This window comes from Thalassovita aquimarina (assembly GCF_018219815.1).
GTDB lineage: Bacteria > Pseudomonadota > Alphaproteobacteria > Rhodobacterales > Rhodobacteraceae > Thalassobius > Thalassobius aquimarinus.
The window spans coordinates 284,517-305,163 of the sequence record NZ_JADMKU010000002.1; the positions used below are offsets into that span (position 1 = coordinate 284,517).

General features: G+C 64.3%; 23 protein-coding genes. 16 read left to right on the plus strand and 7 right to left on the minus strand.

Translation table 11 applies throughout. From position 1 onward, the window contains the following. Positions 1-93: 93 nt before the first annotated feature. The 5 genes from IT775_RS03885 to lpxK all read left to right on the plus strand — a co-directional run bounded on the left by IT775_RS03885 (position 94) and on the right by lpxK (position 6,324). Positions 94-1,611: a DUF2125 domain-containing protein gene (locus IT775_RS03885; protein WP_212699762.1), complete on the plus strand. Its 1,518-nt coding sequence runs from the start codon at positions 94-96 to the stop codon at positions 1,609-1,611. A gap of 137 nt (positions 1,612-1,748) precedes the next feature. Further along, positions 1,749-3,095, plus strand: a complete 1,347-nt coding sequence (locus IT775_RS03890) for a TldD/PmbA family protein (RefSeq protein WP_212699763.1) — start codon at positions 1,749-1,751, stop codon at positions 3,093-3,095. Next, positions 3,082-3,870 (plus strand): inositol monophosphatase family protein, encoded by a 789-nt coding sequence (locus IT775_RS03895; protein ID WP_212699764.1) that lies wholly within the window; start codon positions 3,082-3,084, stop codon positions 3,868-3,870. Before IT775_RS03890 ends, IT775_RS03895 begins: the two co-directional genes overlap by 14 nt. A 241-nt stretch (positions 3,871-4,111) precedes the next feature. Then, positions 4,112-5,329, plus strand: a complete 1,218-nt coding sequence (locus tag IT775_RS03900) for a 3-deoxy-D-manno-octulosonic acid transferase (protein ID WP_212699765.1) — start codon at positions 4,112-4,114, stop codon at positions 5,327-5,329. Further along, complete coding sequence (gene lpxK / locus IT775_RS03905) at positions 5,329-6,324, plus strand: tetraacyldisaccharide 4'-kinase (RefSeq protein ID WP_212699766.1); 996 nt, start codon at positions 5,329-5,331, stop codon at positions 6,322-6,324. Before IT775_RS03900 ends, lpxK begins: the two co-directional genes overlap by 1 nt. Positions 6,325-6,384: 60 nt before the next feature. Here the strand turns inward: lpxK and IT775_RS03910 are convergent, their stop codons facing one another. Beyond that, positions 6,385-6,879, minus strand: coding sequence for a L,D-transpeptidase family protein (locus tag IT775_RS03910; RefSeq protein WP_212699767.1), 495 nt, complete (start codon positions 6,877-6,879; stop codon positions 6,385-6,387). Then, positions 6,876-7,967, minus strand: a complete 1,092-nt coding sequence (ribA, locus tag IT775_RS03915; RefSeq protein WP_212699768.1) for a GTP cyclohydrolase II — start codon at positions 7,965-7,967, stop codon at positions 6,876-6,878. Before ribA ends, IT775_RS03910 begins: the two co-directional genes overlap by 4 nt. A 164-nt stretch (positions 7,968-8,131) precedes the next feature. On the opposite strand from ribA, the gene IT775_RS03920 reads away from it, so the two are divergent. The 6 genes from IT775_RS03920 (at position 8,132) to IT775_RS03945 (ending at position 12,539) form a co-directional block, all read left to right on the plus strand. Further along, positions 8,132-8,818, plus strand: a complete 687-nt coding sequence (locus tag IT775_RS03920; RefSeq protein WP_212699769.1) for a response regulator transcription factor — start codon at positions 8,132-8,134, stop codon at positions 8,816-8,818. 280 nt (positions 8,819-9,098) lie between these two features. Continuing rightward, positions 9,099-9,776 (plus strand): TSUP family transporter, encoded by a 678-nt coding sequence (locus IT775_RS03925; RefSeq protein WP_212699770.1) that lies wholly within the window; start codon positions 9,099-9,101, stop codon positions 9,774-9,776. Positions 9,777-9,888: 112 nt separating this feature from the next. After that, entirely contained in the window at positions 9,889-10,677 is a 789-nt protein-coding gene (gene xth / locus IT775_RS03930; RefSeq protein WP_212699771.1) for an exodeoxyribonuclease III, read from the plus strand. 87 nt (positions 10,678-10,764) lie between these two features. Beyond that, the gene (locus tag IT775_RS03935; RefSeq protein ID WP_212699772.1) at positions 10,765-11,688 is read left to right on the plus strand and encodes a thioredoxin family protein; all 924 of its coding nucleotides are present in this window, start codon (positions 10,765-10,767) and stop codon (positions 11,686-11,688) included. Between the two features lie 27 nt (positions 11,689-11,715). After that, positions 11,716-12,360, plus strand: coding sequence for an LON peptidase substrate-binding domain-containing protein (locus IT775_RS03940; protein WP_212699773.1), 645 nt, complete (start codon positions 11,716-11,718; stop codon positions 12,358-12,360). Beyond that, positions 12,357-12,539: a Trm112 family protein gene (locus IT775_RS03945; protein WP_212699774.1), complete on the plus strand. Its 183-nt coding sequence runs from the start codon at positions 12,357-12,359 to the stop codon at positions 12,537-12,539. Before IT775_RS03940 ends, IT775_RS03945 begins: the two co-directional genes overlap by 4 nt. 190 nt (positions 12,540-12,729) lie before the next feature. On the opposite strand, the gene IT775_RS03950 is transcribed toward IT775_RS03945, so the two are convergent. Both IT775_RS03950 and IT775_RS03955 read right to left on the minus strand, forming a co-directional pair. After that, complete coding sequence (locus IT775_RS03950) at positions 12,730-13,152, minus strand: DUF1810 domain-containing protein (RefSeq protein ID WP_212699775.1); 423 nt, start codon at positions 13,150-13,152, stop codon at positions 12,730-12,732. Further along, a complete protein-coding gene (locus IT775_RS03955; protein WP_212699776.1) occupies positions 13,149-13,592 on the minus strand; it encodes a glyoxalase in 444 nt (147 codons plus the stop codon). Before IT775_RS03955 ends, IT775_RS03950 begins: the two co-directional genes overlap by 4 nt. A gap of 87 nt (positions 13,593-13,679) precedes the next feature. Here IT775_RS03955 and IT775_RS03960 point away from each other — a divergent pair, with 87 nt between their 5' ends. The 5 genes from IT775_RS03960 to IT775_RS03980 all read left to right on the plus strand — a co-directional run bounded on the left by IT775_RS03960 (position 13,680) and on the right by IT775_RS03980 (position 17,748). Then, entirely contained in the window at positions 13,680-15,164 is a 1,485-nt protein-coding gene (locus tag IT775_RS03960; RefSeq protein WP_212699777.1) for an AMP nucleosidase, read from the plus strand. Positions 15,165-15,294: 130 nt separating this feature from the next. Next, positions 15,295-15,582 carry an HU family DNA-binding protein gene (locus IT775_RS03965; protein WP_212699778.1) on the plus strand — a complete coding sequence of 96 codons (288 nt, stop codon included), beginning with the start codon at positions 15,295-15,297 and terminating at the stop codon, positions 15,580-15,582. Between the two features lie 88 nt (positions 15,583-15,670). Then, positions 15,671-16,546, plus strand: a complete 876-nt coding sequence (locus IT775_RS03970) for a DMT family transporter (protein ID WP_212699779.1) — start codon at positions 15,671-15,673, stop codon at positions 16,544-16,546. Positions 16,547-16,603: 57 nt separating this feature from the next. Beyond that, complete coding sequence (locus IT775_RS03975; protein ID WP_212699780.1) at positions 16,604-17,317, plus strand: cytochrome c biogenesis CcdA family protein; 714 nt, start codon at positions 16,604-16,606, stop codon at positions 17,315-17,317. Positions 17,318-17,331: 14 nt separating this feature from the next. Beyond that, entirely contained in the window at positions 17,332-17,748 is a 417-nt protein-coding gene (locus tag IT775_RS03980; RefSeq protein ID WP_212699781.1) for a thioredoxin family protein, read from the plus strand. A 113-nt stretch (positions 17,749-17,861) separates the two neighbouring features. Here IT775_RS03980 and IT775_RS03985 read toward each other — a convergent pair whose 3' ends face one another. From IT775_RS03985 to aroC, 3 genes are read right to left on the minus strand one after another with little or no spacing between them, the layout of a single operon-like run. After that, a complete protein-coding gene (locus tag IT775_RS03985) occupies positions 17,862-18,806 on the minus strand; it encodes an AEC family transporter (protein WP_212699782.1) in 945 nt (314 codons plus the stop codon). After that, the gene (locus tag IT775_RS03990) at positions 18,800-19,462 is read right to left on the minus strand and encodes an HD domain-containing protein (RefSeq protein ID WP_212699783.1); all 663 of its coding nucleotides are present in this window, start codon (positions 19,460-19,462) and stop codon (positions 18,800-18,802) included. The genes IT775_RS03985 and IT775_RS03990 overlap by 7 nt, the downstream gene beginning before the upstream one ends. Beyond that, complete coding sequence (gene aroC / locus IT775_RS03995) at positions 19,462-20,568, minus strand: chorismate synthase (RefSeq protein WP_212699784.1); 1,107 nt, start codon at positions 20,566-20,568, stop codon at positions 19,462-19,464. Before aroC ends, IT775_RS03990 begins: the two co-directional genes overlap by 1 nt. Positions 20,569-20,647 lie beyond the last annotated feature (79 nt).

The following is a 20,647-nucleotide window of genomic DNA, read 5'->3' on the forward strand; positions in this document are numbered from 1 at the left end:
CCGCGCCCTTGCGAGGGTCCAGCCCGTATCCTCTTGACCCTCGGAGACCGAAAGCGGAAACTGCGCGCAACAATTGAAACGAAGGGTTCTTTCATGAAACAATTTTCCACCCTGAAGGCACCGCTGACGGCAGCAATCCTGCTTGGCGCTACACCTGTTTTTGCCGATGTCGCGCCCACCGACGTCTGGGGTGACTGGAAATCGCAAATGGCCGGATTCGGCTATGATATCACCGCCAAGGAAACCCTGTCCGGCCCCGACCTGCAGGTCAGCGAATTGCAGATGCGTGTCGAAATGCCCGAGGAAGGTGGCAACGTGACCGTGAAGATGGCCGGCATGACGTTCCATGATAACGGGGACGGCACCGTCGCGGTTCAGTTGCCCGCGATCATGCCGCTCGACATCCTGGTCGAGGCGGAAGGCGAAGATCCGGTCGATATCAAGGTGAACTATACCACCACCGGCCTGTCGATGATCGTGTCGGGCACGCCCGACAGCATGACCTACAACTACACCGCCGCCTCGATGGGCATGGCCCTGGCCGAAATCATGGCCGAAGGGGAAACCGTCGATCTGGGGGAGGCAAGCATCACGCTGAACAATGTCAGCGGCAGCGCCTCGACCTCGGGCAGTGCCCTGAAGAACCGGAAGCAGGATTTCCGCGCCGAAGCCCTGTTTTACAACGTCGAAATGGCCAACCCGGACAATGCCGAAGAGCAGCTCAAGCTGACGGGCCAGATCAATGACCTGTCCGCTCGGTCCACCTCGGCAATGCCGGAAAACGTGGACATGGAAAACATGGCTGCGGCGCTGAAAGCCGGTTTCGCGGTGGATGGCAACTTTGAATACGCAGGCGGGCAGTCCGAGTTTTCCTTCGTCGGAGACGGCGAGAATGTAAGCGGCAGCAGCGCGTCGGAATCCGGCAGCTTCGCGCTTTCGATGAATGCGGACCAGATCGCCTATTCGCTGGGATCGTCGGGCACGAAGCTGAGCCTGCAATCCTCCGACCTGCCGTTCCCGGTGGAACTGGCGCTGGCGGAAACCGGATTCGACATCGCCATCCCGGTGGCCAAGACCGAAGACCCGCAGGATTTCCGTTTCGGGCTGAAACTGGACGGTTTCACCATGTCCGACATGATCTGGGGCATGTTCGATCCGGCCGCGCAATTGCCGCGCGATCCGGCGACCATCGCCTTCAACCTGACCGGCAAGGTCAAGATCCTGGCTGACATCTTCGATCCGGCCACGATGGAATCTCTGGACGATGCGGCGCCGGGGGAATTGCATGCGCTTGACATCAACAGTCTGGCCGTGCGCGCGGCGGGTGCCGAACTGACCGGCAAGGGCGCGTTCACCTTCGACAACAGCGACCTGCAATCCTTCGACGGCATACCGCGCCCCGAAGGCGCGCTGAACCTGGCCCTGACCGGCGGCAATGCGCTACTGGACACCCTCGTGGCGATGGGGTTCCTGCCCGAGGATGACGCCAACGGCGCCCGCATGATGATGGGCATGTTCGCGGTGCCGGGCGACGGCCCCGACAGCCTGAAATCCACGATCGAGGTCAACGATCAGGGCCATCTCATGGCCAATGGTCAGCGCCTGAAATAATCCGATCGGAACGCCGGAAAAACGGGCCGCGGGCATTTGTCCGCGGCCCTTTTTTACACCTCCGTTCGGCCCCGGAACTTGCACCGGGCCCGTCCGAGGGTTACCTGACTTGAACCTCTTCATAGCGATCAAGGCCCATGACACAAACGCTTGAACACCTGACCCATGCCCTTCTTGACGCCGCGCGCAAGGCCGGGGCCGATGCCGCCGACGCGATGGCGGTTGCCGGCACCTCTGTTTCGATCGACGTGCGCGCCGGCAAGCTGGAACAGGCGGACCGGTCGGAAGGCACCGATATCGGGCTGCGCGTCATGATCGGTCAGCGGCAGGCCAACGTGTCGTCTTCGGACACCCGGCCCGAAACGCTGGCGATGATGGCCGAACGCGCGGTGGCCATGGCCAAGGAAGCGCCGGAGGACCCCTATATCGGGCTGGCCGCTCCCGACCAGTTGGCGCGCGACGGGGACATCGCCGCACTGGAAATGGCCGATCCGACGCCCGAACCCGACCCCGCAGCGTTGCAGGAAGACGCGCAGCGCGCCGAGGCCGCCGCGCTGGCGGTCGAGGGCGTCAGCCAGGTGCAATCGGCCTCGGCTGGCTACGGGCACCGGCTGGTACATCTGGCCGCCACCAACGGGTTTTCCGGTGGCTATGCCCGCACCGACCGCGCCACCAGCTGCGTCGCGATCGCCGGCAGCGGCACGGCGATGGAACGCGACCATGACGGCGACATGCGGATTTTCCAGTCCGACCTGCGAAGCCCCGAAGATATCGGCGAAACCGCCGCCCGGCGGACGGTCGAACGGATGAACCCGCGCAAGCCGAAAACCGGCGCTTACCCGGTGCTGTTCGACGAACGCATCGCCGCGTCGCTGATCGGTCACCTGCTGGCCGCGATCAACGGCACCGCCATCGCGCGCGGATCGTCCTGGATGCTGGGGGCCTTAGGCGAACAGGTTTTGCCCAAGGGAATGAACCTGATAGAGGATCCGCACCGCCCCCGCGCCACCGGGTCGCGCCCCTTCGACGCCGAGGGCCTGGCCACATCGCGGCGCGAGATCGTCACCGACGGGGTGCTGACCGGCTGGACGCTGGACCTGGCCACCGCGCGCAAGCTGGGGCTGCAATCGACCGGCAACGCGGCGCGCGGAACCTCCGCCCCGCCGTCGCCCACCACCTGGAACGTGGCGCTGACCCAAGGAGCGAAGACCAAGGACGACCTCTTGCGCGACATGGGCACCGGGCTTCTGGTCACCTCGATGATCGGGTCGACGATCAACCCAAACACCGGGGACTATTCGCGCGGCGCCAGCGGTTTCTGGGTGGAAAACGGCGAAATCCAATACCCGGTGAACGAATGCACCATCGCGGGCAACCTGCGCGACATGCTGAGCACCATCATCCCGGCGAACGACGCGCGCACGTATCTGTCGCGCGTGGTCCCGTCGCTTCTGGTCGAAGGAATGACCCTTGCCGGCGACTGATATCGACCTGCTGATCGACGCCGCGAAGGAAGCCGGCAAGGTCGCCCGCAGCTTTCACGGGCCAAGGGCCCGCGCCTGGGACAAGCCCGGCAACCTTGGTCCGGTGACCGAGGTCGACTTGGCGGTGAACGACATCCTGCGCGACAGGCTGACCGAAGCGCGGCCCTCTTACGGATGGCTGTCGGAGGAAGACGAAGACAGCGCCCGGCGGCTGACCCGTCCGCGCGTCTTCATCGTCGATCCGCTGGACGGCACCCGCAGCTTCATCGAAGGGTCGCCGACCTGGGCGCATTCGCTGGCGGTGGCCGAAAACGGCATAGTGACCGCCGCCGTGGTCTACCTGCCGGAAAAGGACAAGCTCTACAGCGCCGCGGCTGGACAGGGCGCATTCCTGAACGGCGACCCGATCCGGGTATCGTCGCGCCATGACCTGAGCGGTGCCTCGGTGCTGGCGGCGCGGCCGAACATGGCCCCGTCCAACTGGAAGGGCCAGCATGTGCCGGAGTTCAAGCGCGCCCACCGCCCGTCGCTGGCCTATCGGCTCGCCCTGGTGGCCGAGGGCCGCTACGACGCGATGCTGACCCTGCGCGACAGCTGGGAATGGGATATCGCCGCAGGCGACCTGATCCTGCGCGAAGCAGGCGCCGAAGTGTCAGACAAGCGCGGGGAACCGTTGCGGTTCAACAACCCCCATCCCAAGGTCAAGGGCGTGATCGCGGCACCGCCGGGCCTGCATGGCGACATCGCGAAAAGGCTGGCTTTCTGGCCGGAATGAATTTCCGTCCTCGCGGGTGACGCGCCCCGGCAGCAACCAGCCTGTATCCCGACCCCGAACGCCGCGCGCCGCCTTGCAGCCCCCCGGACCAGCGCATAGATTGGCCCCGTCCAGTCAGGAGCCCCGATGACCAAGCGCATACAGCCCTTTGCCGGCCCTCACGCCCACCCGCAGGTCACATGTCCGCGCGGTGCGATGGCGGTGGCCGATTGCGCCGTCGTGCGCGGGTAGACCGGTCGCGATGGCACGCTCTCTCAGCCTTGCGGCCTATATGGCACTTGCCCGGCGCGCGCCGCGAAACCCGGTCGCTTTTCCATCCAACCGGCCCGCGGGCGAGCTGATCTGGGCGCATGTTTCGTCACTGCCGAAGGCCGCGGCGATCCTGCAACTGTTTCACCGGATCCAACCGCTACGCCCGGGAATCCAGTTCCTGCTGACCACCGCGCCGGACCTGCCGCGCCCCGATCACCTGAAAAGCGACGTGATCTGGCAGCAGGTGCCGGAAGAATCCGTCCCCGTGATCGACGCCTTCCTGTCGCATTGGAAACCCGATCTCTGCCTGTGGAGCGGCGGCCACCTGCGCCCGGCGCTGGTCGAAATGACCGCGCGGCGCGATGTACCGCTCTTCCTCGTCGATGCCGACGCCGCGGCGCTGGAAGAGGCGCGGTTCCGCTGGCTGCCCGACATGGGACGCGGCATCCTGCGCCGGTTCCGCAAGATCATGGCAATCGACGCCGCCGCCGCGCAGCGGCTGCGCCGGATCGGATCGAATGGCGAGGTTGTCGAAATCACCGGCGCTCTGCAGGAAGGGCGTGCGGCGCTCGATTGCAACGAAGATACCCGCGATGAACTGGCCGCGATGCTGGCCGGGCGGCCGGTCTGGCTGGCAGCGATGATACAGCGCGAGGAGCTCGATATCGTCGCCCGGGCGCACAGGACCTCGATGCGGTTCGCCCATCGCCAGCTGCTGATCCTGGTGCCGGACGACGAAACCCGGGGACCGCAATACGCCAAGCAGCTGCGCGACAAGGGCTGGAATATCGCCGAATGGTCAAACGGCGAATACCCCGAGGAAACCACCCAGATCCTGCTGGCCGATACCCGCGGCGAACTGGGGCTGTGGTACCGGCTGGCCCCGATCACGCTGATGGGCAGTTCGCTTCTGTCCGGCCATGGCGGCCGTGATCCGTATGAACCCGCCGCCCTGGGTTCGGCCATTCTCTATGGTCCCAACGTGAGCCGATACCTGCCGGCCTACAGCCGCCTGGTCGCCGCGCGGGCGGCGCAGATCGTAAAGGATGCCGACACGCTGGCCAGCGCGATTTCGCGCCTCTCCGCCCCCGACCAGGCCGCCGCGATGGCCCATGCCGCTTGGGAGGTCAGTTCCTCGGGCGCCGAAGTCACCGATGCGCTGATCGAGATGATCCAGGACGAACTGGACCTGCGGGGGACGGCGTGATGCGGCCGCCGCGGTTCTGGTTCACCCCGCCCGGTCGGCCTGCCCTGGTGGCCCGGCTGCTTGCGCCGCTGGGGTGGCTCTATGCCGCCGCCACGGCAAGGCGGCTGCGCCGCGGCACGCCCTACCGGGCCCCGGTGCCGGTGATCTGCGTCGGCAACCTGAATGCGGGTGGCACCGGCAAGACGCCCACCGCCATTGCGCTGATCCTACAGCTCATGGCGATGGGCAAGAAAGCGGTCGTGGTCTCGCGCGGCTATGGCGGGTCGGAACAGGGACCGGTCGAGGTTGATCCCGCATCCCACACGGCGGCGCAGGTGGGCGACGAACCGCTTTTGCTGGCGGCCTTTGCCAAGGTGGTGGTGGCCCGCGACCGTGCCGAAGGCGCGCGGCTGGCCTGCGACCTCGGCGCGGATGTCATCGTGATGGATGACGGGTTGCAGAATCCTGCGCTGCGCAAGGACCTGTCGATCATCGTCGTGGATGCGGCCAGGGGATTCGGAAATGGCCGCTGCCTGCCCGCCGGCCCGCTGCGCGAACCGGTGCCAGAGGGGATGAAACGCGCCGATTTGGTCCTGTCGATCGGCGACACCGCGGCGCAGGACGGATTTGCCGCCCAATGGGCCGCCGCGATCCCGCTGCCGCATCTGACCGGCCGCCTGGCGCCGCTGCAGACCGGCATGGACTGGCAGGGGATGCCGGTGCTGGCCTTTGCGGGGATCGGCCATCCGGAAAAGTTCTTCCGCACGCTGCGCGAATTGGGCGCGGATGTGGTCCGGGCCGAGGCGCTGGACGACCACCAGATGCTGACCCCGGCGCTGCTGGCCCGGCTGGAAAACGAAGCCAAGCTGCGCGGCGCCCAGATGGTCACGACCGAGAAGGACGCGGTGCGGCTGCCGGACGGTTTCCGTTCGAAGGTGGTGACGCTGCCGGTGCGGCTGGAGCTGGACGACGAGGCGGCGCTTGGCGACATGTTGCGCGCGCTGTTCCGGCAGTAGGGGGCGCTGCCCCCGTCGCCCGATGGGCGACTCCCCCGGGATATTTTTGAAAAGAAGAAGCTAGCGGACGATCAGCCGGGTGCCCGGGACGATGCTGCGGGCGATGTGGATCAGGTGATCCCGGCGGAAGGTGATGCAGCCCTCGGTCGGGTAATGCGGCCGGCGCCATTGATGCAGGAAAATGGCCGATCCCCTGCCGGGTGTCGCATCGGGATAATTCCAGTCGGTGATCAGCACGATGTCGTAAAGCGGATCGGCCCGGCGCAGGTGTTCGTGGCCGTGGCCGTAGGGGGCGCGGACCGGGTGATTGTAGTCGGGCCGCGACGCGTCGTCCGACCACAGGTCGTTCGGGCCGATCGGGTCGGCCCAGGATGCGGGCCGGGCCAGTCGATCGGGGCGGTAGAGCATGCCGAGGATGCGATGGGTGCCCTTGGGCGTGGCGCCGTCGCCTTCGTGCTTGTTGCCGCTCAGTCCGCCGCGGCCGATGCTGCAGGGGAAATAGCGCCCCTGGAAGCGGATGCCGCGCGCTGTCAGCACCAGGTCGGCGGGGGTCACAGCAGGTGCCCCGACTTCGCCGCCTTTGTGGCCAGGTAACCGCGGTTGTGATGGGTTTCGCCCACTTTCAGCGGCACCCGTTCGACCACGTCGATGCCGTTCTTTTCCATCATCGCGATCTTGCGCGGGTTGTTGGTCAGCAGCCGCACCCGGGAAAAGCCCATCGACTTCAGGATACTGGCCCCCAGCTTGAAATCGCGTTCGTCGTCCTCGAAGCCGAGCCGGTGATTGGCCTCGACCGTGTCGAACCCCTGATCCTGCAGCGAATAGGCCCGCATCTTGTTGGCCAGCCCGATGCCGCGGCCTTCCTGGTTGAGGTAGAGCAGGACGCCGGCGCCTTCTTCGCCCATCTGGGCCAACGCGCCGCGCAGTTGCGGACCGCAATCGCATTTCTGGCTGCCCAGAACGTCCCCGGTGAAACAGGCCGAATGCAGCCGCGCCAGCACCGGTTCGTCGCGCGGCGGCGATCCGATCTCAAAAGCGTAATGTTCCTCGCCACCGTCTTCGGGGCGGAAGATGTGCAGCCGGCCGGCCTCGGACGCCTCGACCGGCAAGCGGGCGCTGACCACCGGGTGCGGATGCGGAGAGGCGGTCAGCAGCGACGCGGCGCGGTCGGCATTGACCACGGTCAGGGCCTGTTCCCCGGCAAAAACGTAGGGATCGGGCAGCGACAGTATCACCGCCGCAGGCAACAGCCGCGCCGATTTCGTCAGCGTGATCGCCACCCGGTGCAGATCGGCGGCCCCCTCGCGCAGGGTCTGCAGCGGGCCCTTCATCGGCGATTGCAGGTCGTCGGCCGGATCGGCGACACCGCGCAGCCATGTCATCGACACGTCCTGGGGCAGCACAATCCGGGCCAGATCGCCGTCATAGGCGCGCGCCTTCAGCGTTTCGGCCCGCCGCGCGGTGATCGCCAGAACCGGCTGCCCGCCCAGCGCGCGCAGGTCGGCAAGCCGCTGCGCGTCCAGCGTTTCGGCGGCCAGAACCAGCGCTCCTTCACCGTCCTGCACCAGCACCACGGGCACGCCCATGCGCAGATCGGCGCGGGCGCGGGCGATAAGTTCGGTCAGATCGGGGGCGAAGCTCATGGTCTCTTCCTTCGGGTTCCGGCCTGTGACTTAGTCCTTTTTGTCGGAATTTGAAACATTTCCCGGTCAAAGAACACGTCCACGTGAGAAGATTGCAGCAAATCTTGTCTGATCCGTCATCCGGTCTCATCTGTTTCACACGCAAACGCAAGGAGGCCACCGCAATGGCACAGCTGAAGAAGATCCTGCTTGTCGACGATGACGACGATCTGCGCGAGGCGCTGAGCGAGCAATTGGTGATGACCGAGGATTTCGACGTCTTCGAAGCCGATAGCGGTGCCGAGGCCATGAAGCGGAGCAAGGAAGGTATTTACGACCTGCTGATCCTCGATGTCGGCCTGCCCGATACCGATGGCCGCGAACTGTGCAAGCTGATGCGCAAACAGGGCGTCAAAAGCCCGGTGATCATGCTGACCGGCCATGACAGCGATGCGGATACGATTTTAGGCCTCGATGCGGGCGCCAACGATTACGTGACCAAGCCGTTCCGCTTCCCGGTGCTGCTGGCGCGCATCCGCGCCCAGCTGCGCCAGCACGAACAATCCGAGGACGCGGTGTTCCAGTTGGGGCCGTATTCCTTCCGCCCCGCGATGAAGATGCTGGTGGACGAGGAGGACAAGAAAATCCGCCTGACCGAGAAGGAAACCAATATCCTGAAATTCCTCTACCGGTCGTCCGAGGGCGTGGTTCCGCGCGATGTGCTGCTGCACGAGGTCTGGGGCTACAACGCCGGGGTGACCACCCACACGCTGGAAACGCATATCTATCGTTTGCGGCAGAAAATCGAACCCGATCCGTCGAATGCCCGCATCCTGATTACCGAAAGCGGGGGCTATAAGCTGGTCGCGTGAAATTTGACAAAGATCAAGGCGACACAATGCGGACCACGATACTTAATATGTATACCGTCGCATAAGCGGGTTATCTTATGCACCTCCCTGTTGGACTGGACCCGGGCTTGCCCCGGGTCTTTTTTTGACCTCCGGCAGGGTCGACAACGTCCCTGATGATCCCTTCGAAACCGGGTATTCCCTCGGGCCGTCACAGCCTCTACGTTGCGCGTGCATGACGATCACCGAACTCCATCTCTTTCCGGCTCTGGGCCCTTGGCTCATTTGCGCCTTCGCCGTCATGCTCGGCACGACAATTCAAAAGCTTTCGGGGGCCGGGTTCGGCATGGTTGCGGCGCCCATCATGACGCTGGTTGCCGCGGACTGGGTGCCCGGAACGGTTCTTCTTGTGGGGTTCCTTGTAGGTGCCGGATCGGTTCTAAGCGCGCGGGATGCGATCGTTCTGAAGGACCTTCCGCCCGGCTTCATGGGACGCACTCTCGGGGCGGTTCTGGCCGCGACGATTGCCGCGATTGTCGTCGGCTCCCCCGCTCTGCCTATCGTCGTGGCCTGCATCGTGCTGTTTGCCGTGGCGCTCAACCTTGCGGGGCTGAGAATACCGATCAACAAGTTTTCGCTATTCGGGGCCGGCACGGTCGCCGGGATCATGGGAACTCTGACGGGGATCGGGGCACCGCCGATGGCGATCCTCTATTCGCGGGTCGAAACGCGCCGTTCGGCGGCATCGCAGAATGCTTTTTTCGGGTTCGGGATGGTCGTGTCCGTGCTCGCCCTTACCATTGCGGGGGTTATGCGTTGGCCCCAGGTCGCCTTCGCCGTTTCGCTTGCCCCGCTCGTGCCGCTGAGCCTCTATCTGTCACGCCCGCTGACACGGCGTTTCGAGCGCGGCTCGATCCGGCCCTGGGCGCTTGGACTGGCCGCCACCGCGGCGGTGATCCTGCTGGTCCGCAACTTCTGAACATCTCGGCGGCGCACGTCCAACGCGCCGCACCCTTTTGCCCCGTTTTCGGGTTGCGCCCCGCCCGACCCTGCGGGCATTCTGCGCCGCGAACCGCCAATCGGAGTTTTCCATGTCCTTCACCCTTGCCACCTGGAACATCAACTCGGTCCGCCTGCGCGAACCCATCGTCTGCAAGCTGATGGAGGAAGAAGCGCCCGACGTGCTGTGCCTGCAGGAATGCAAGAGCCCGGTGGACAAGATCCCGCTGGAGTCGTTCAAGGCGCTTGGCTACCACTACATGGTGGCGCGCGGGCAGAAGGGATATAACGGCGTCGCGATCCTATCGAAGCTGCCGATCGAGGATGTGGGCGACATGGATTTCGCCTCGCTCGGCCATGCCCGCCACGTGGCGGCGCGGCTGAAAAACGGCGTGACGGTGCACAATTTCTATGTCCCGGCGGGCGGCGACAAGCCCGACCGCGAGGTGAACGAGAAATTCGGCCAGAAGCTCGATTACCTGACCGAGATGCGCGACTGGTTCAAGGAAGAACAGTTCGAAAAGTCGATCCTGGTCGGCGACCTGAACATCGCCCCGCGCGAAGACGACGTCTGGTCGCATAAACAATTGCTGAAGATCGTCAGCCACACGCCCGTCGAGGTCGATCACCTACAGCAGGTGATGGAGGCCGGAAAATGGGCCGACGTGACCCGCAACGACATCCCCGAGGGGCTGCTTTATTCGTGGTGGTCCTACCGCGCCAAGGATTGGGATGCCGCCGACAAGGGCCGCCGGTTGGATCACATCTGGGCCACGCCGGACATCAAGAACGCCGGCCATTCCAGCCGCATCCTGCGCGCCGCGCGGGGCTGGGAAAAGCCCAGCGACCACGCGCCGGTTTTCGCGACGTTCGATCTTTGATCGGCTCGGGAAGACGCTGCAACCTTGGAATTCCGCCCCGCAAGGGGCATATAAAGACAAACGCAAAATCCCAAGGATAGGGTTGTCATGCTAGAACTAGGTTCCACCCCGCCCGCCGCCGATCTGATCAAGGACGTGACCGAGGCCAATTTTATGGCCGATGTCGTCGAAGCTTCGCAGGAAGTGCCCGTCATCGTCGATTTCTGGGCCCCGTGGTGCGGCCCGTGCAAGACGCTGGGCCCGATGCTGGAAGAGGCCGTGACCAAGGCCAAGGGCGCCGTGAAGATGGCCAAGGTCGATGTCGACCAGAACCAGATGCTGGCGCAGGCCTTGGCGCAGCAGGGACTGCCGCTGCAATCGATCCCGACCGTCGTGGCCTTCGTCAAGGGCCGCCCCACCGACATGTTCCAGGGCGCCGTTCCGGTCTCCGAAATCGACGCCTTCATAAAGCGCGCCATTGAGGCGGGCGGCGGTGAAGCCGGCGGCGGATTGGAAGAAGCTTTGGCCGCGGCCGAGGAAATGCTGGCCGAGGGCGCGGTGGCCGATGCCGCCCAGACCTTCGCCGCCATCGCCGAGGAAGACCCGCAAAACGCCGCCGCTTTCGGCGGGCTGGCGCGCTGCCATGTCGCGATGGGCGAACTGGACCAGGCCGAAGCGGTGCTGAACGGCGTTCCCGCCGAAATTTCAGACGCCGCCCCGATCGAAGCCGCCCATGCACAGCTGGAACTGGCGCGGCAGGCCGCGAATTCCGGCCCGTTGGACGAATTGAAAGCGGCGATCGAGGCCGATCCGGGCAACCTTGAGGCGCGGTTCGAACTGGCGCAGGCGCTGCATGCCGCCGGTCAGGTCGAGGAAGCGGTCAATGAATTGCTGGAACTGTTCCGCCGCGACCGCGAATGGAACGACGGCGCGGCCAAGCAGCAGTTGTTCACCATTTTCGATGCTCTCAAGCCGAACGACCCGATCGTTCTCAATGGCCGTCGCAAACTCAGCTCGATGATATTTGCCTGACCGTCGGTTCGGGCTATGTCCTCGCCCATGACTAGACCGACCCAGCTGCCGGATACGATACCGGTTTTCCCCCTGCCCGGGGCGTTGCTTTTGCCCCGGGCACGGTTGCCGCTGCACATTTTCGAACCGCGTTACCTTGCGATGCTGGACGACGCGCTGAAAACGCCGGAGCGGCTGATCGGGATGGTGCAGCCCTGCCTGACGCCGGGCTGTCACAGCGCTCAGTTGCATCACATCGGCAGCGCCGGTCGGATCACCCAGTTTTCGGAAACCGAAGACGGGCGCTACATGATCACGCTGACTGGCATTTCGCGGTTCCGCATCCGTAACGAGGTCGAGGGTTTCACCCCCTACCGGCGCTGCGCAGTGTCGTGGGCGGGCTTCGAAAAGGATCAGGGCGCGGAAGAACACGATGCCGGCCTCAACCGACCCGCCTTCATGGAACTGTTGTCGCGATTCTTCAGGCTGCGCGGGCTCGATACCGATTGGGACAGCATGGCCGATGCCGATGACGAACTGCTGATCAATTCGCTGTCGATGATGCTGGATTTCGCGCCCGAGGACAAACAGGCCCTGTTGGAGGCGCCTTGCCTTGCCACTCGGCGCGAAACGCTTGTCACCCTGATCGAATTTGCGCTACGCGGGGGTGAAGACGAGGAAAAGCTGCAATGACCGATACACCGCCCTTCGACCGCCACATGCTGGAAGCGCTGATCTGCCCGGTCACCCATGGCCCGCTGGAATACGACGCCGAGGCGCAGGAACTGATTTCGAAATCGGCCAAGCTGGCTTTCCCGATCCGCAACGGCATCCCGATCATGCTGGTCGACGAGGCGCGCAAGCTGGACTGAGCCGGGTCGGCGCCAGTCCGCGGGGTGGCGCTGCGCAGCCTTGAGCATGGCAGTTTATACCAGCCAAGTCCGAGCTTCCTCTAAATCGCAAAGCATACCTCACCAAAGCGCCAGCCCGTTCGGGCGGACTGGCGCGGGCCCGGCGGCCTGACGGCCTTGTTCCGGGCCGCGACTCCCTTCAAAAGCTCGCTTACCGGCCCAACAACGCCAGCGTCCTTTCGCAACGCTGCCCGCCGTAAAACGCATCCAGCACCCGGCCGAACACCGGATCGGCATCGGGCAATTCGGCGAACAGGGTGGCCGAACTGCGCAGCTTCATCCCGTCGATCCCGCCCAGGATGTCCTCGGCCGGTTGGCCCGCATGGGTCAGCATCAGCCCCATCATGTGGATCAGCCGCGGCCCCAGCACCGGATGGGCCAGGTAATCCGCGGCCTCCTGCAGGTCCGCGATGCCGTAAAGATGGGCGAAGTTCGACCGGCCCAGCCCGCGCAATTGCGGGAAAACGTACCACATCCAGTGCGACAGTTTCCGCCCCTGCGCGATTTCGCGTTCCGCATCGGTATAATTGCGTTCCTGCGCCAGCACGAAACGATCCAGGCTTTCCTGTTTCATGACGCGTCCCGCTCCTCCTGGCTCAGCACCCGGCTCGGCACCCAAGCATAACCGTTGTCGCACAGGATCACCGCTTCGCGCAGCCCGTGCGGTTTGTTCGCCGGGGCCTGCAACACCATCGCCGCCGCCGCCGCGGCCCGGTCCGCGGCCTTGTCGGGATCGGTATTGAACAGGCGGATTTCGATCCCCGCCCCGCGCGGCGGGTTTTCCGGCAGCAGGGTCAACAGCGGATGGTCGGCAAAGGTGCCGTCGCTGTGCAGTTGCAACAATTGACCCTGATAGGGAACGATGGCGAAATCCGCCGATACCCGGTGCGCTTCGATGCCGAACACGTTGCGCAGGAACGCCACCTCGGCCGGCACGTCGCGGACCAGAAGGTTCAATCCGATCCCCGTCAGGGACGCCCCGAAATCTGCGGCCGATACCGTTTCGAAATCCATTGCAACCCCTTGATCATTTTCCCGTTACAGGAATGGTTGAACCTGCCCGGGACCCGTGTCAACGTCAGCGGAAAACAGGATCACGCGATGACTCCCAGCAAGCCCGACCTCAGGATCGAAACGCCGCAACTGGCCGAAGCGGAAGCGTTCGACGACGCCACCGCCGCCGTGGCCCGGCTGGAGGAGCTTTACGACGGTGCGATCGAATTCCTGTGCCGCAATTTCCGCGCAGCGATGGCAAGCGGCAGCGCCGATTGCCGCTATCGCGCCTTTTACCCCGAAATCCGCATCACCACGACCTCCTTCGCCAAGGTCGACAGCAGGTTGAGCTTCGGCCACGTGTCCGAACCCGGCACCTTCGCCGCCACGATCACCCGGCCCGACCTGTTCCGCAATTACCTGCGCCAGCAGATCGGGTTGCTGCTTGAAAACCACGGCGTGCCGGTGGTGATCGGGATCAGCGACACGCCGATGCCGGTGCATTTCGCGGTGGCCAACGAAACCGACATGACGGTGCCGCAGGAAGGGGCGGGCGATTTCATCCTGCGCGACGTGTTCGACGTGCCCGACCTCAGCACCACCAACGACGACATCGTCAACGGCACCTATCAGATTCCCGCCGACGGCACCGCGCCGCTGGCACCGTTCACCGCGCAGCGGGTGGATTATTCGCTGGCCCGGCTGTCGCATTACACCGCCACCGATCCGGTGCACTTCCAGAACCACGTGTTGTTCACCAACTACCAGTTCTACGTTTCCGAATTCGAAGCCTTCGCGCGCGACATGCTGGCCGATCCGGACAGCGGCTATACCTCGTTCGTGGTGACAGGGAATGCCGAAATTACCGCCCCCGATCAGGAATTGCCGCGCACCTTCAAGATGCCGCAGATGCCGGCCTATCACCTGAAACGCGCCGACGGGTCGGGGATCACGCTGGTCAATATCGGGGTCGGACCATCGAACGCCAAGACCGCGACCGACCATATCGCGGTGCTGCGGCCGCATGCCTGGATCATGGTCGGCCATTGCGCCGGGCTGCGCGCCAGCCAGTCGTTGGGCGATTTCGTTCTGGCCCATGCCTACCTGCGCGAAGACAAGGTTCTGGACGACGACCTGCCGGTCTGGGTGCCGGTGCCGGCGCTGGCGGAAATTCAGATCGCGCTGGAACAGGCGGTAGCGACGGAAACCCAGCTGGAAGGCTATGACCTGAAACGGGTGATGCGCACCGGCACGGTGGCCAGCCTCGACAACCGGAACTGGGAATTGCGCGATACATCCGGCCCCGTACAGCGGCTCAGCCAATCGCGCGCGGTGGCGCTGGACATGGAAAGCGCAACCATCGCCGCTAACGGGTTCCGGTTCCGCGTGCCCTATGGCACGCTGCTTTGCGTCAGCGACAAACCGCTGCATGGCGAACTGAAACTGCCCGGCATGGCCAGCGATTTCTATAAAACACAGGTTTCGCGCCATTTGCTGATTGGCATCCGGGCGATGGAACGGCTAAGAAAGATGCCATTGGAACGCATTCACAGCCGGAAATTGCGGAGTTTTGACGAGACCGCGTTCCTTTGATCACATAAAATCGATTTTTTTGCTTGTTTTGCCCTTGTAGCAGGCCACAATTCGTTGTGTTTATACGCGACATACAGTTAAATACGCGCAATGAGGCCCAAATAATCGGGCATGTTAAGGAGACCAAAAAATGGCAAAACCGATGACCAAGACCCAGCTTGTTGCTGCTCTGGCTGAGGAAATGGGAGCCGAGAAGAAAACCGCAACCGCGGCACTCGACGCCATCGTATCGATCATCACCAAGGAAGTTTCGGCCGGCGGCGCAGTGACCCTGCCCGGCATCGGCAAGATCTACTGCCGTGAGCGCCCCGAGCGCATGGTGCGCAACCCCGCCACCGGTGAACAGATCAAGAAAGACGCCGACAAGGTGGTCAAGATGACCATCGCCAAGGCGCTGAAAGACAGCGTGAACGGCTGATCTTGCATCTTCTTGAAGTTTCGGAAAGGGTCGCCTTCGGGCGGCCCTTTTCTTTTGGGCCGATGCAAACAAGGGATGGGATCCGGGGATGAATTTACGCGCCATAGCGATGGGGCTGGGCTTTGCCCTGATGTGGTCTTCAGCCTTCACCTCGGCGCGGGTGATCGTCACCTACGCGCCGCCGATGGCCTCATTGTCGCTGCGCTTCCTTGTGTCGGGGCTGCTGGGCATCGGCATCGCCCTGGCGCTCGGACAGACGTTCCGGCTGACCCGGGCGCAATGGCGCGCCACCATCGTCTTCGGCATCTGCCAGAACGCGCTTTACCTCGGGCTGAATTTCATCGCGATGCAGACGGTCGAGGCATCGCTAGCCTCGATCATCGCATCCACCATGCCGCTGATGGTGGCGCTGGCCGGCTGGGTGGTGTTCCGCGACAGGCTGCCGATTCTTGGCATCGTGGGGCTGGTTCTTGGCGTTCTCGGCGTGATGCTGATCATGGGCGCGCGGATCGAGGACGGGGTCGACCGTTATGGTGTGGGCCTGTGCTTCATTGCCGCCGCGGCGTTGACCGTGGCCACCTTGTCGGTGCGCGGCGCCTCCTCGGGGGGCAACGTGATGATGATCGTCGGGCTGCAGATGCTTGTCGGATCGGTCTGCCTCGCGGTGACGGCAGCGCTGTTCGAACCGATGCATCTGGAAATGAGCTGGCAACTGGTCGTGGCCTTCATCTATACCACGCTGGTGCCCGGGCTGGCCGCGACATGGGTCTGGTTCACGCTGGTCAACCAGATCGGCGCGGTGAAGGCCGCCACCTTCCACTTCCTCAACCCGTTCTTCGGCGTCGCCATCGCGGCGGCGCTGCTGGGCGAAAGCCTTGGGGTTCTCGACGTGATCGGCGTGGCGGTGATCGCGGCGGGTATCCTGGCGGTCCAGCTTTCGAAACAGAAACCCACGGCGACGTGATCCCGCGTCAGGGCTTTGTTGGGTGACAGCACGGCACGGGTACCGCACTCTGCTGTCATGGAATTGCTGTTCGGATATCTCGCCGGTCTTCTGACGCTGATCAATCCCTGCGTGCTGCCGGTGCTGCCCATCGTTCTGACCGGGGCATTGCAGGCGCACCGGCTTGGGCCGGTCGCCTTGGCGGCGGGGATGAGCCTGTCTTTCGTGACGCTTGGCCTGCTGGTGACCGCCTTCGGCTTTGCCCTTGGCATCGATGAACAGATGCTGGCGCAGGGGGGCGCGATCCTGATGCTGGGCTTCGGCCTGATCCTTCTGGTGCCGCGGTTCAGCATCGCGTTTTCCACCGCAACCGCGGGATTTTCCCACCGTACCGATGCGCGGATGGATGGGCTGGATCAGGACCACCTGGCCGGGCAGTTCCTGGGCGGGCTGCTGCTGGGCGCGGTGTGGAGCCCCTGTATCGGCCCCACCCTGGGCGGTGCGATATCGCTGGCGGCGCAAGGCACCAATCTGGGCTGGGCGGCGACAATCATGGCAAGTTTCGCGCTTGGCGTTTCCACGATCATCTTCGCACTTGGCTATGGGGCCCGCGGCCTGCTGATCCGGCATAAAACAGTGATGCGAACGCTGTCCGAACGGGCGCGACCGCTGATGGGGGCGATTTTCATCCTCGTCGGAATCGCCATCCTGTTCCGCCTGCACCACGTGATCGAGGCCTGGGCGGTTCAGGCATTGCCGGGCTGGTTGCAGGACTTTTCGGTACGCTATTAAGGAAAGGAACCGATATGAAACGCCGTGACTTCATCGCGCTTGGAGCCGCCGGGCTGGGAATGCTGGGGCGCCCCGCCATGGCGGACCCACTCAACTATTCCGAGAGCCTGCTGCAGAAACATCTGGCGGCGGGCGATACCGTTTTTCTGGATTTCAAGGCCAGCTGGTGCGGAACCTGCGCCGCGCAGGATCGGGTTCTGAAACAACTGAAAGCGGCCAATCCCGCCTATGAGGCCAATATCACCTTCATCGATGTCGACTGGGACGAATACGGGAAATCAGATCTGGTCAAACGCATGCGCATCCCGCGCCGGTCGACCCTCGTGGTGCTGAAGGGCGATCAGGAGTACGGGCGGATCGTGGCACAGACCGGCGTTGACCAGATCCGGCAACTGATGGACAGCGCCCTGGCGATCGCGACTGGCAGCTGAGACTCCGCTCCGGGGAACCGGGTGAAAGCGCCGAGCCCCCACGGGAAGGCCGGGGATGTCACCGGACGCGTGATCAGACCCGGGGCGCGGCTGTAGGCTTTAGGGACGCTGTCCTAGTTCAGCACCGCCAATAGCACGCTGAGCGTCACGAAGGCCCCGAAGGTCGCACCCACCAGCGCGATCGAGGCGACGCCTTCATGACCGTAATCCAGCGCGAAGACCGTGTAGATCAGGAACATCGGCATCGCGGCGGACAGGATGACCGCCTTGTACATGTCGGCGCCAAGCGCGGGCATGCCGACCATCGGCAACAGCGCGGCCGCCAAGGCGACCAGCGCCGGATGCAGGACCAGTTTCCCGATCACGATCTGCGTCGCCAGCACCTGATTGCCCTTCAGCGGCAACCCGAAGAGAGACCCGCCGATCATGAAAAGCGCCAAGGCGCTGGCCGAGGCCGCCAGCATGTCTAGCAACCGTATTCCGGCCGGGGGAATGTCGATGCCCGAAAGCATGATCACCATGCCGGCCAGCAACCCCACGAACAGCGGCCGTTTCAGGATCGACAGCAACAGCGCGCCCAGCATCCGCAGACGGCTTTTGTGGGTCAGATCGCGTGACGATTCCAGCAGCACCAGCCCAATCGGGATCAGCAGGAAGTTTTCCACCACGAAGTTCAGCGCCAGGATGATCCCCGCCTTGTCGGGGAACAGCAGCAGCATCACCGGATAACCGACGAAACCGGAATTGGGGCAGCTCGCCCCCATCACGCCAACGGCGCGGCGCGCCGGGCCGGTGCTTTGCAGCGTCAGGATCGCATACATCGCACCGATCGTCGCCAACCCGCCGATGGCGAAAACGGCCATATAGGAAATGTCCAGCACCTCGGCCAGATCGCGTTTGACCAGCGCCGCGCACAGCAGCGCGGGCAGTGCGATGTTCTGCACGTATTTGCCCATGATCCGCATGTCACTTTCGGCGAACATTCCGAACCGGACCGAGGCAAAGCCAAGCGCGATGGCCGCGAAGATCGGGAAGGTGATGGACAGGATGTCTAGCATGAGGCGGTGTTCCAGTGTTGCGGCGGTTCGGTGCCGATTTCCCCGGCAAGATCGGTCAGGAAACGATGCATCACCGCCACCCGGTCCCGCGCCAGCGCACGGCCGGTGGCGGTCTGCATCCCCTCGGCCAGTCGCAGCAGCTTGACCGGCCAGTGATCCAGCGAAAAGGCGCTGTCGTCCGGATCGCGTTCGGCGGCGAAGGGATCGTCCGGATCATAGATCGGCCGGTCCAGTTGCCCCGATACGGAAAAAGCACGGGCGATGCCGATGGCGCCGATGGCATCCATCCGGTCGGCGTCGCACAGGATGCGGGCCTCAACCGTTTCAGGCTCTATTCCGGCGGAAAAGCTGTGCGCTTCGATGGCGTGGCGGGTGTTTTCGATCTCGGGCGCGGAAAATCCCAAGGCTCTCAAATGCGGCGCGGCGGCCTGCGCGGCCAGACGCGAAGCCTGCGCCCGGTCGGGCGCGTCCTTGGGCAGGTTGACCAGATCGTGCAGATAGGCCGCCGCGATCAGGACCCGCAGGTCACCGCCCTCGGTTTCCGCGATCCGTTGACTGGTGGTCCAGACCCGGTCCAGATGCGCCAGATCATGGGCGCTGTCCTGCGCCATGTCCCGTTCCGCGATGTTTCGCAGGGTACGGCGCAGGGTTTCCATCACCCGATGGTGCCGCGGTTTTCGCCGATCTGGCCGCGATGCAGCAGCAGGTGATCAAGGATCACGCAGGCCATCATCGCCTCGGCCACCGGCACCGCGCGGATGCCGACGCAGGGGTCGTGACGGCCCTTGGTGATCACTTCGATCGCGGTGCCGTCCTTGCGGATCGACTGGCGCGGCGTGAGGATCGAGGAGGTCGGTTTCACGGCAAAGCGCACCACCACGTCCTGACCGGTGGAAATGCCGCCCAGGATGCCGCCCGCGTGGTTGGAGGAAAACACCGGCTGACCATCGTTGCCCATGAAGATCTCATCGGCGTTTTCCGACCCGCGCAGTTTCGCCGCCGCCATGCCTTCGCCGATCTCCACCCCTTTCACCGCGTTGATCGACATCATCGCGGCGGCCAGGTCGGTGTCGAGCTTGCCATAGATCGGCGCGCCGATCCCGGCGGGAACGCCGCGCGCCACCACCTCGACCACGGCGCCGACGGAATCGTGTTCCTTGCGCAGCTTCTGCAGGTAATCGGCCCAGTCCTGCGCCACGTCCGGCCCTTGCGGGATCCAGAAATCGTTCTGGTCGATCGCGTCCCAGTCGAAGCTGTCGCGGTCGATCTCCAGATCGCCCATCGCGGTCATGTAGCCCTTGATTTCCAGACCCGGCACCATCGCCCTGATCGCTTCGCGCGCCACGCCACCGGCGGCCACCCGGGCGGCGGTTTCGCGGGCCGAGGACCTGCCGCCGCCGCGATAATCGCGATTGCCGTATTTCAGGTGATAGGTGATGTCGGCATGGCCGGGGCGGAAGGTCTGGGCAATCTCGCCGTAATCGCGCGACCGCTGGTCGGTATTTTCGATCATCAGCTGGATCGGGGTTCCGGTGGTCTTGCCCTCGAACACGCCCGACAGAATCTTCACCGCGTCCGGTTCCTGCCGCTGGGTGGTGTGCTTGCTCTGCCCCGGGCGGCGCTTGTCCAGCCAGTGCTGCAGCATCGCCGCGTCGACAGGCACTTCCGGCGGGCAGCCATCCACTGTCGCCCCCAGGGCGGGTCCGTGGCTTTCGCCCCAGGTGGTGACGCGGAACAGGTGACCGAATGTATTGATGCTCATCGCAGCGCTCCTTTGCAGCCTGCAATACAAAGCACGGGCCGCGCGCTCAAGCGGTTTTGCCTTGAAACGGTGTATCGGC

Coding starts and splice junctions, on each gene's coding strand:
- IT775_RS03885 (WP_212699762.1), top strand. CDS start 94: ATGAAACAATTTTCCACCCTGAAGGCACCGCTGACGGCAGCAATCCTG.
- IT775_RS03890 (WP_212699763.1), top strand. CDS start 1,749: ATGACACAAACGCTTGAACACCTGACCCATGCCCTTCTTGACGCCGCG.
- IT775_RS03900 (WP_212699765.1), top strand. CDS start 4,112: ATGGCACGCTCTCTCAGCCTTGCGGCCTATATGGCACTTGCCCGGCGC.
- lpxK (WP_212699766.1), top strand. CDS start 5,329: ATGCGGCCGCCGCGGTTCTGGTTCACCCCGCCCGGTCGGCCTGCCCTG.
- ribA (WP_212699768.1), bottom strand. CDS start 7,967: ATGAGCTTCGCCCCCGATCTGACCGAACTTATCGCCCGCGCCCGCGCC.
- IT775_RS03920 (WP_212699769.1), top strand. CDS start 8,132: ATGGCACAGCTGAAGAAGATCCTGCTTGTCGACGATGACGACGATCTG.
- IT775_RS03925 (WP_212699770.1), top strand. CDS start 9,099: ATGCTCGGCACGACAATTCAAAAGCTTTCGGGGGCCGGGTTCGGCATG.
- xth (WP_212699771.1), top strand. CDS start 9,889: ATGTCCTTCACCCTTGCCACCTGGAACATCAACTCGGTCCGCCTGCGC.
- IT775_RS03935 (WP_212699772.1), top strand. CDS start 10,765: ATGCTAGAACTAGGTTCCACCCCGCCCGCCGCCGATCTGATCAAGGAC.
- IT775_RS03940 (WP_212699773.1), top strand. CDS start 11,716: ATGACTAGACCGACCCAGCTGCCGGATACGATACCGGTTTTCCCCCTG.
- IT775_RS03945 (WP_212699774.1), top strand. CDS start 12,357: ATGACCGATACACCGCCCTTCGACCGCCACATGCTGGAAGCGCTGATC.
- IT775_RS03950 (WP_212699775.1), bottom strand. CDS start 13,152: ATGAAACAGGAAAGCCTGGATCGTTTCGTGCTGGCGCAGGAACGCAAT.
- IT775_RS03955 (WP_212699776.1), bottom strand. CDS start 13,592: ATGGATTTCGAAACGGTATCGGCCGCAGATTTCGGGGCGTCCCTGACG.
- IT775_RS03960 (WP_212699777.1), top strand. CDS start 13,680: ATGACTCCCAGCAAGCCCGACCTCAGGATCGAAACGCCGCAACTGGCC.
- IT775_RS03965 (WP_212699778.1), top strand. CDS start 15,295: ATGGCAAAACCGATGACCAAGACCCAGCTTGTTGCTGCTCTGGCTGAG.
- IT775_RS03970 (WP_212699779.1), top strand. CDS start 15,671: ATGAATTTACGCGCCATAGCGATGGGGCTGGGCTTTGCCCTGATGTGG.
- IT775_RS03975 (WP_212699780.1), top strand. CDS start 16,604: ATGGAATTGCTGTTCGGATATCTCGCCGGTCTTCTGACGCTGATCAAT.
- IT775_RS03980 (WP_212699781.1), top strand. CDS start 17,332: ATGAAACGCCGTGACTTCATCGCGCTTGGAGCCGCCGGGCTGGGAATG.
- IT775_RS03985 (WP_212699782.1), bottom strand. CDS start 18,806: ATGCTAGACATCCTGTCCATCACCTTCCCGATCTTCGCGGCCATCGCG.
- IT775_RS03990 (WP_212699783.1), bottom strand. CDS start 19,462: ATGGAAACCCTGCGCCGTACCCTGCGAAACATCGCGGAACGGGACATG.
- aroC (WP_212699784.1), bottom strand. CDS start 20,568: ATGAGCATCAATACATTCGGTCACCTGTTCCGCGTCACCACCTGGGGC.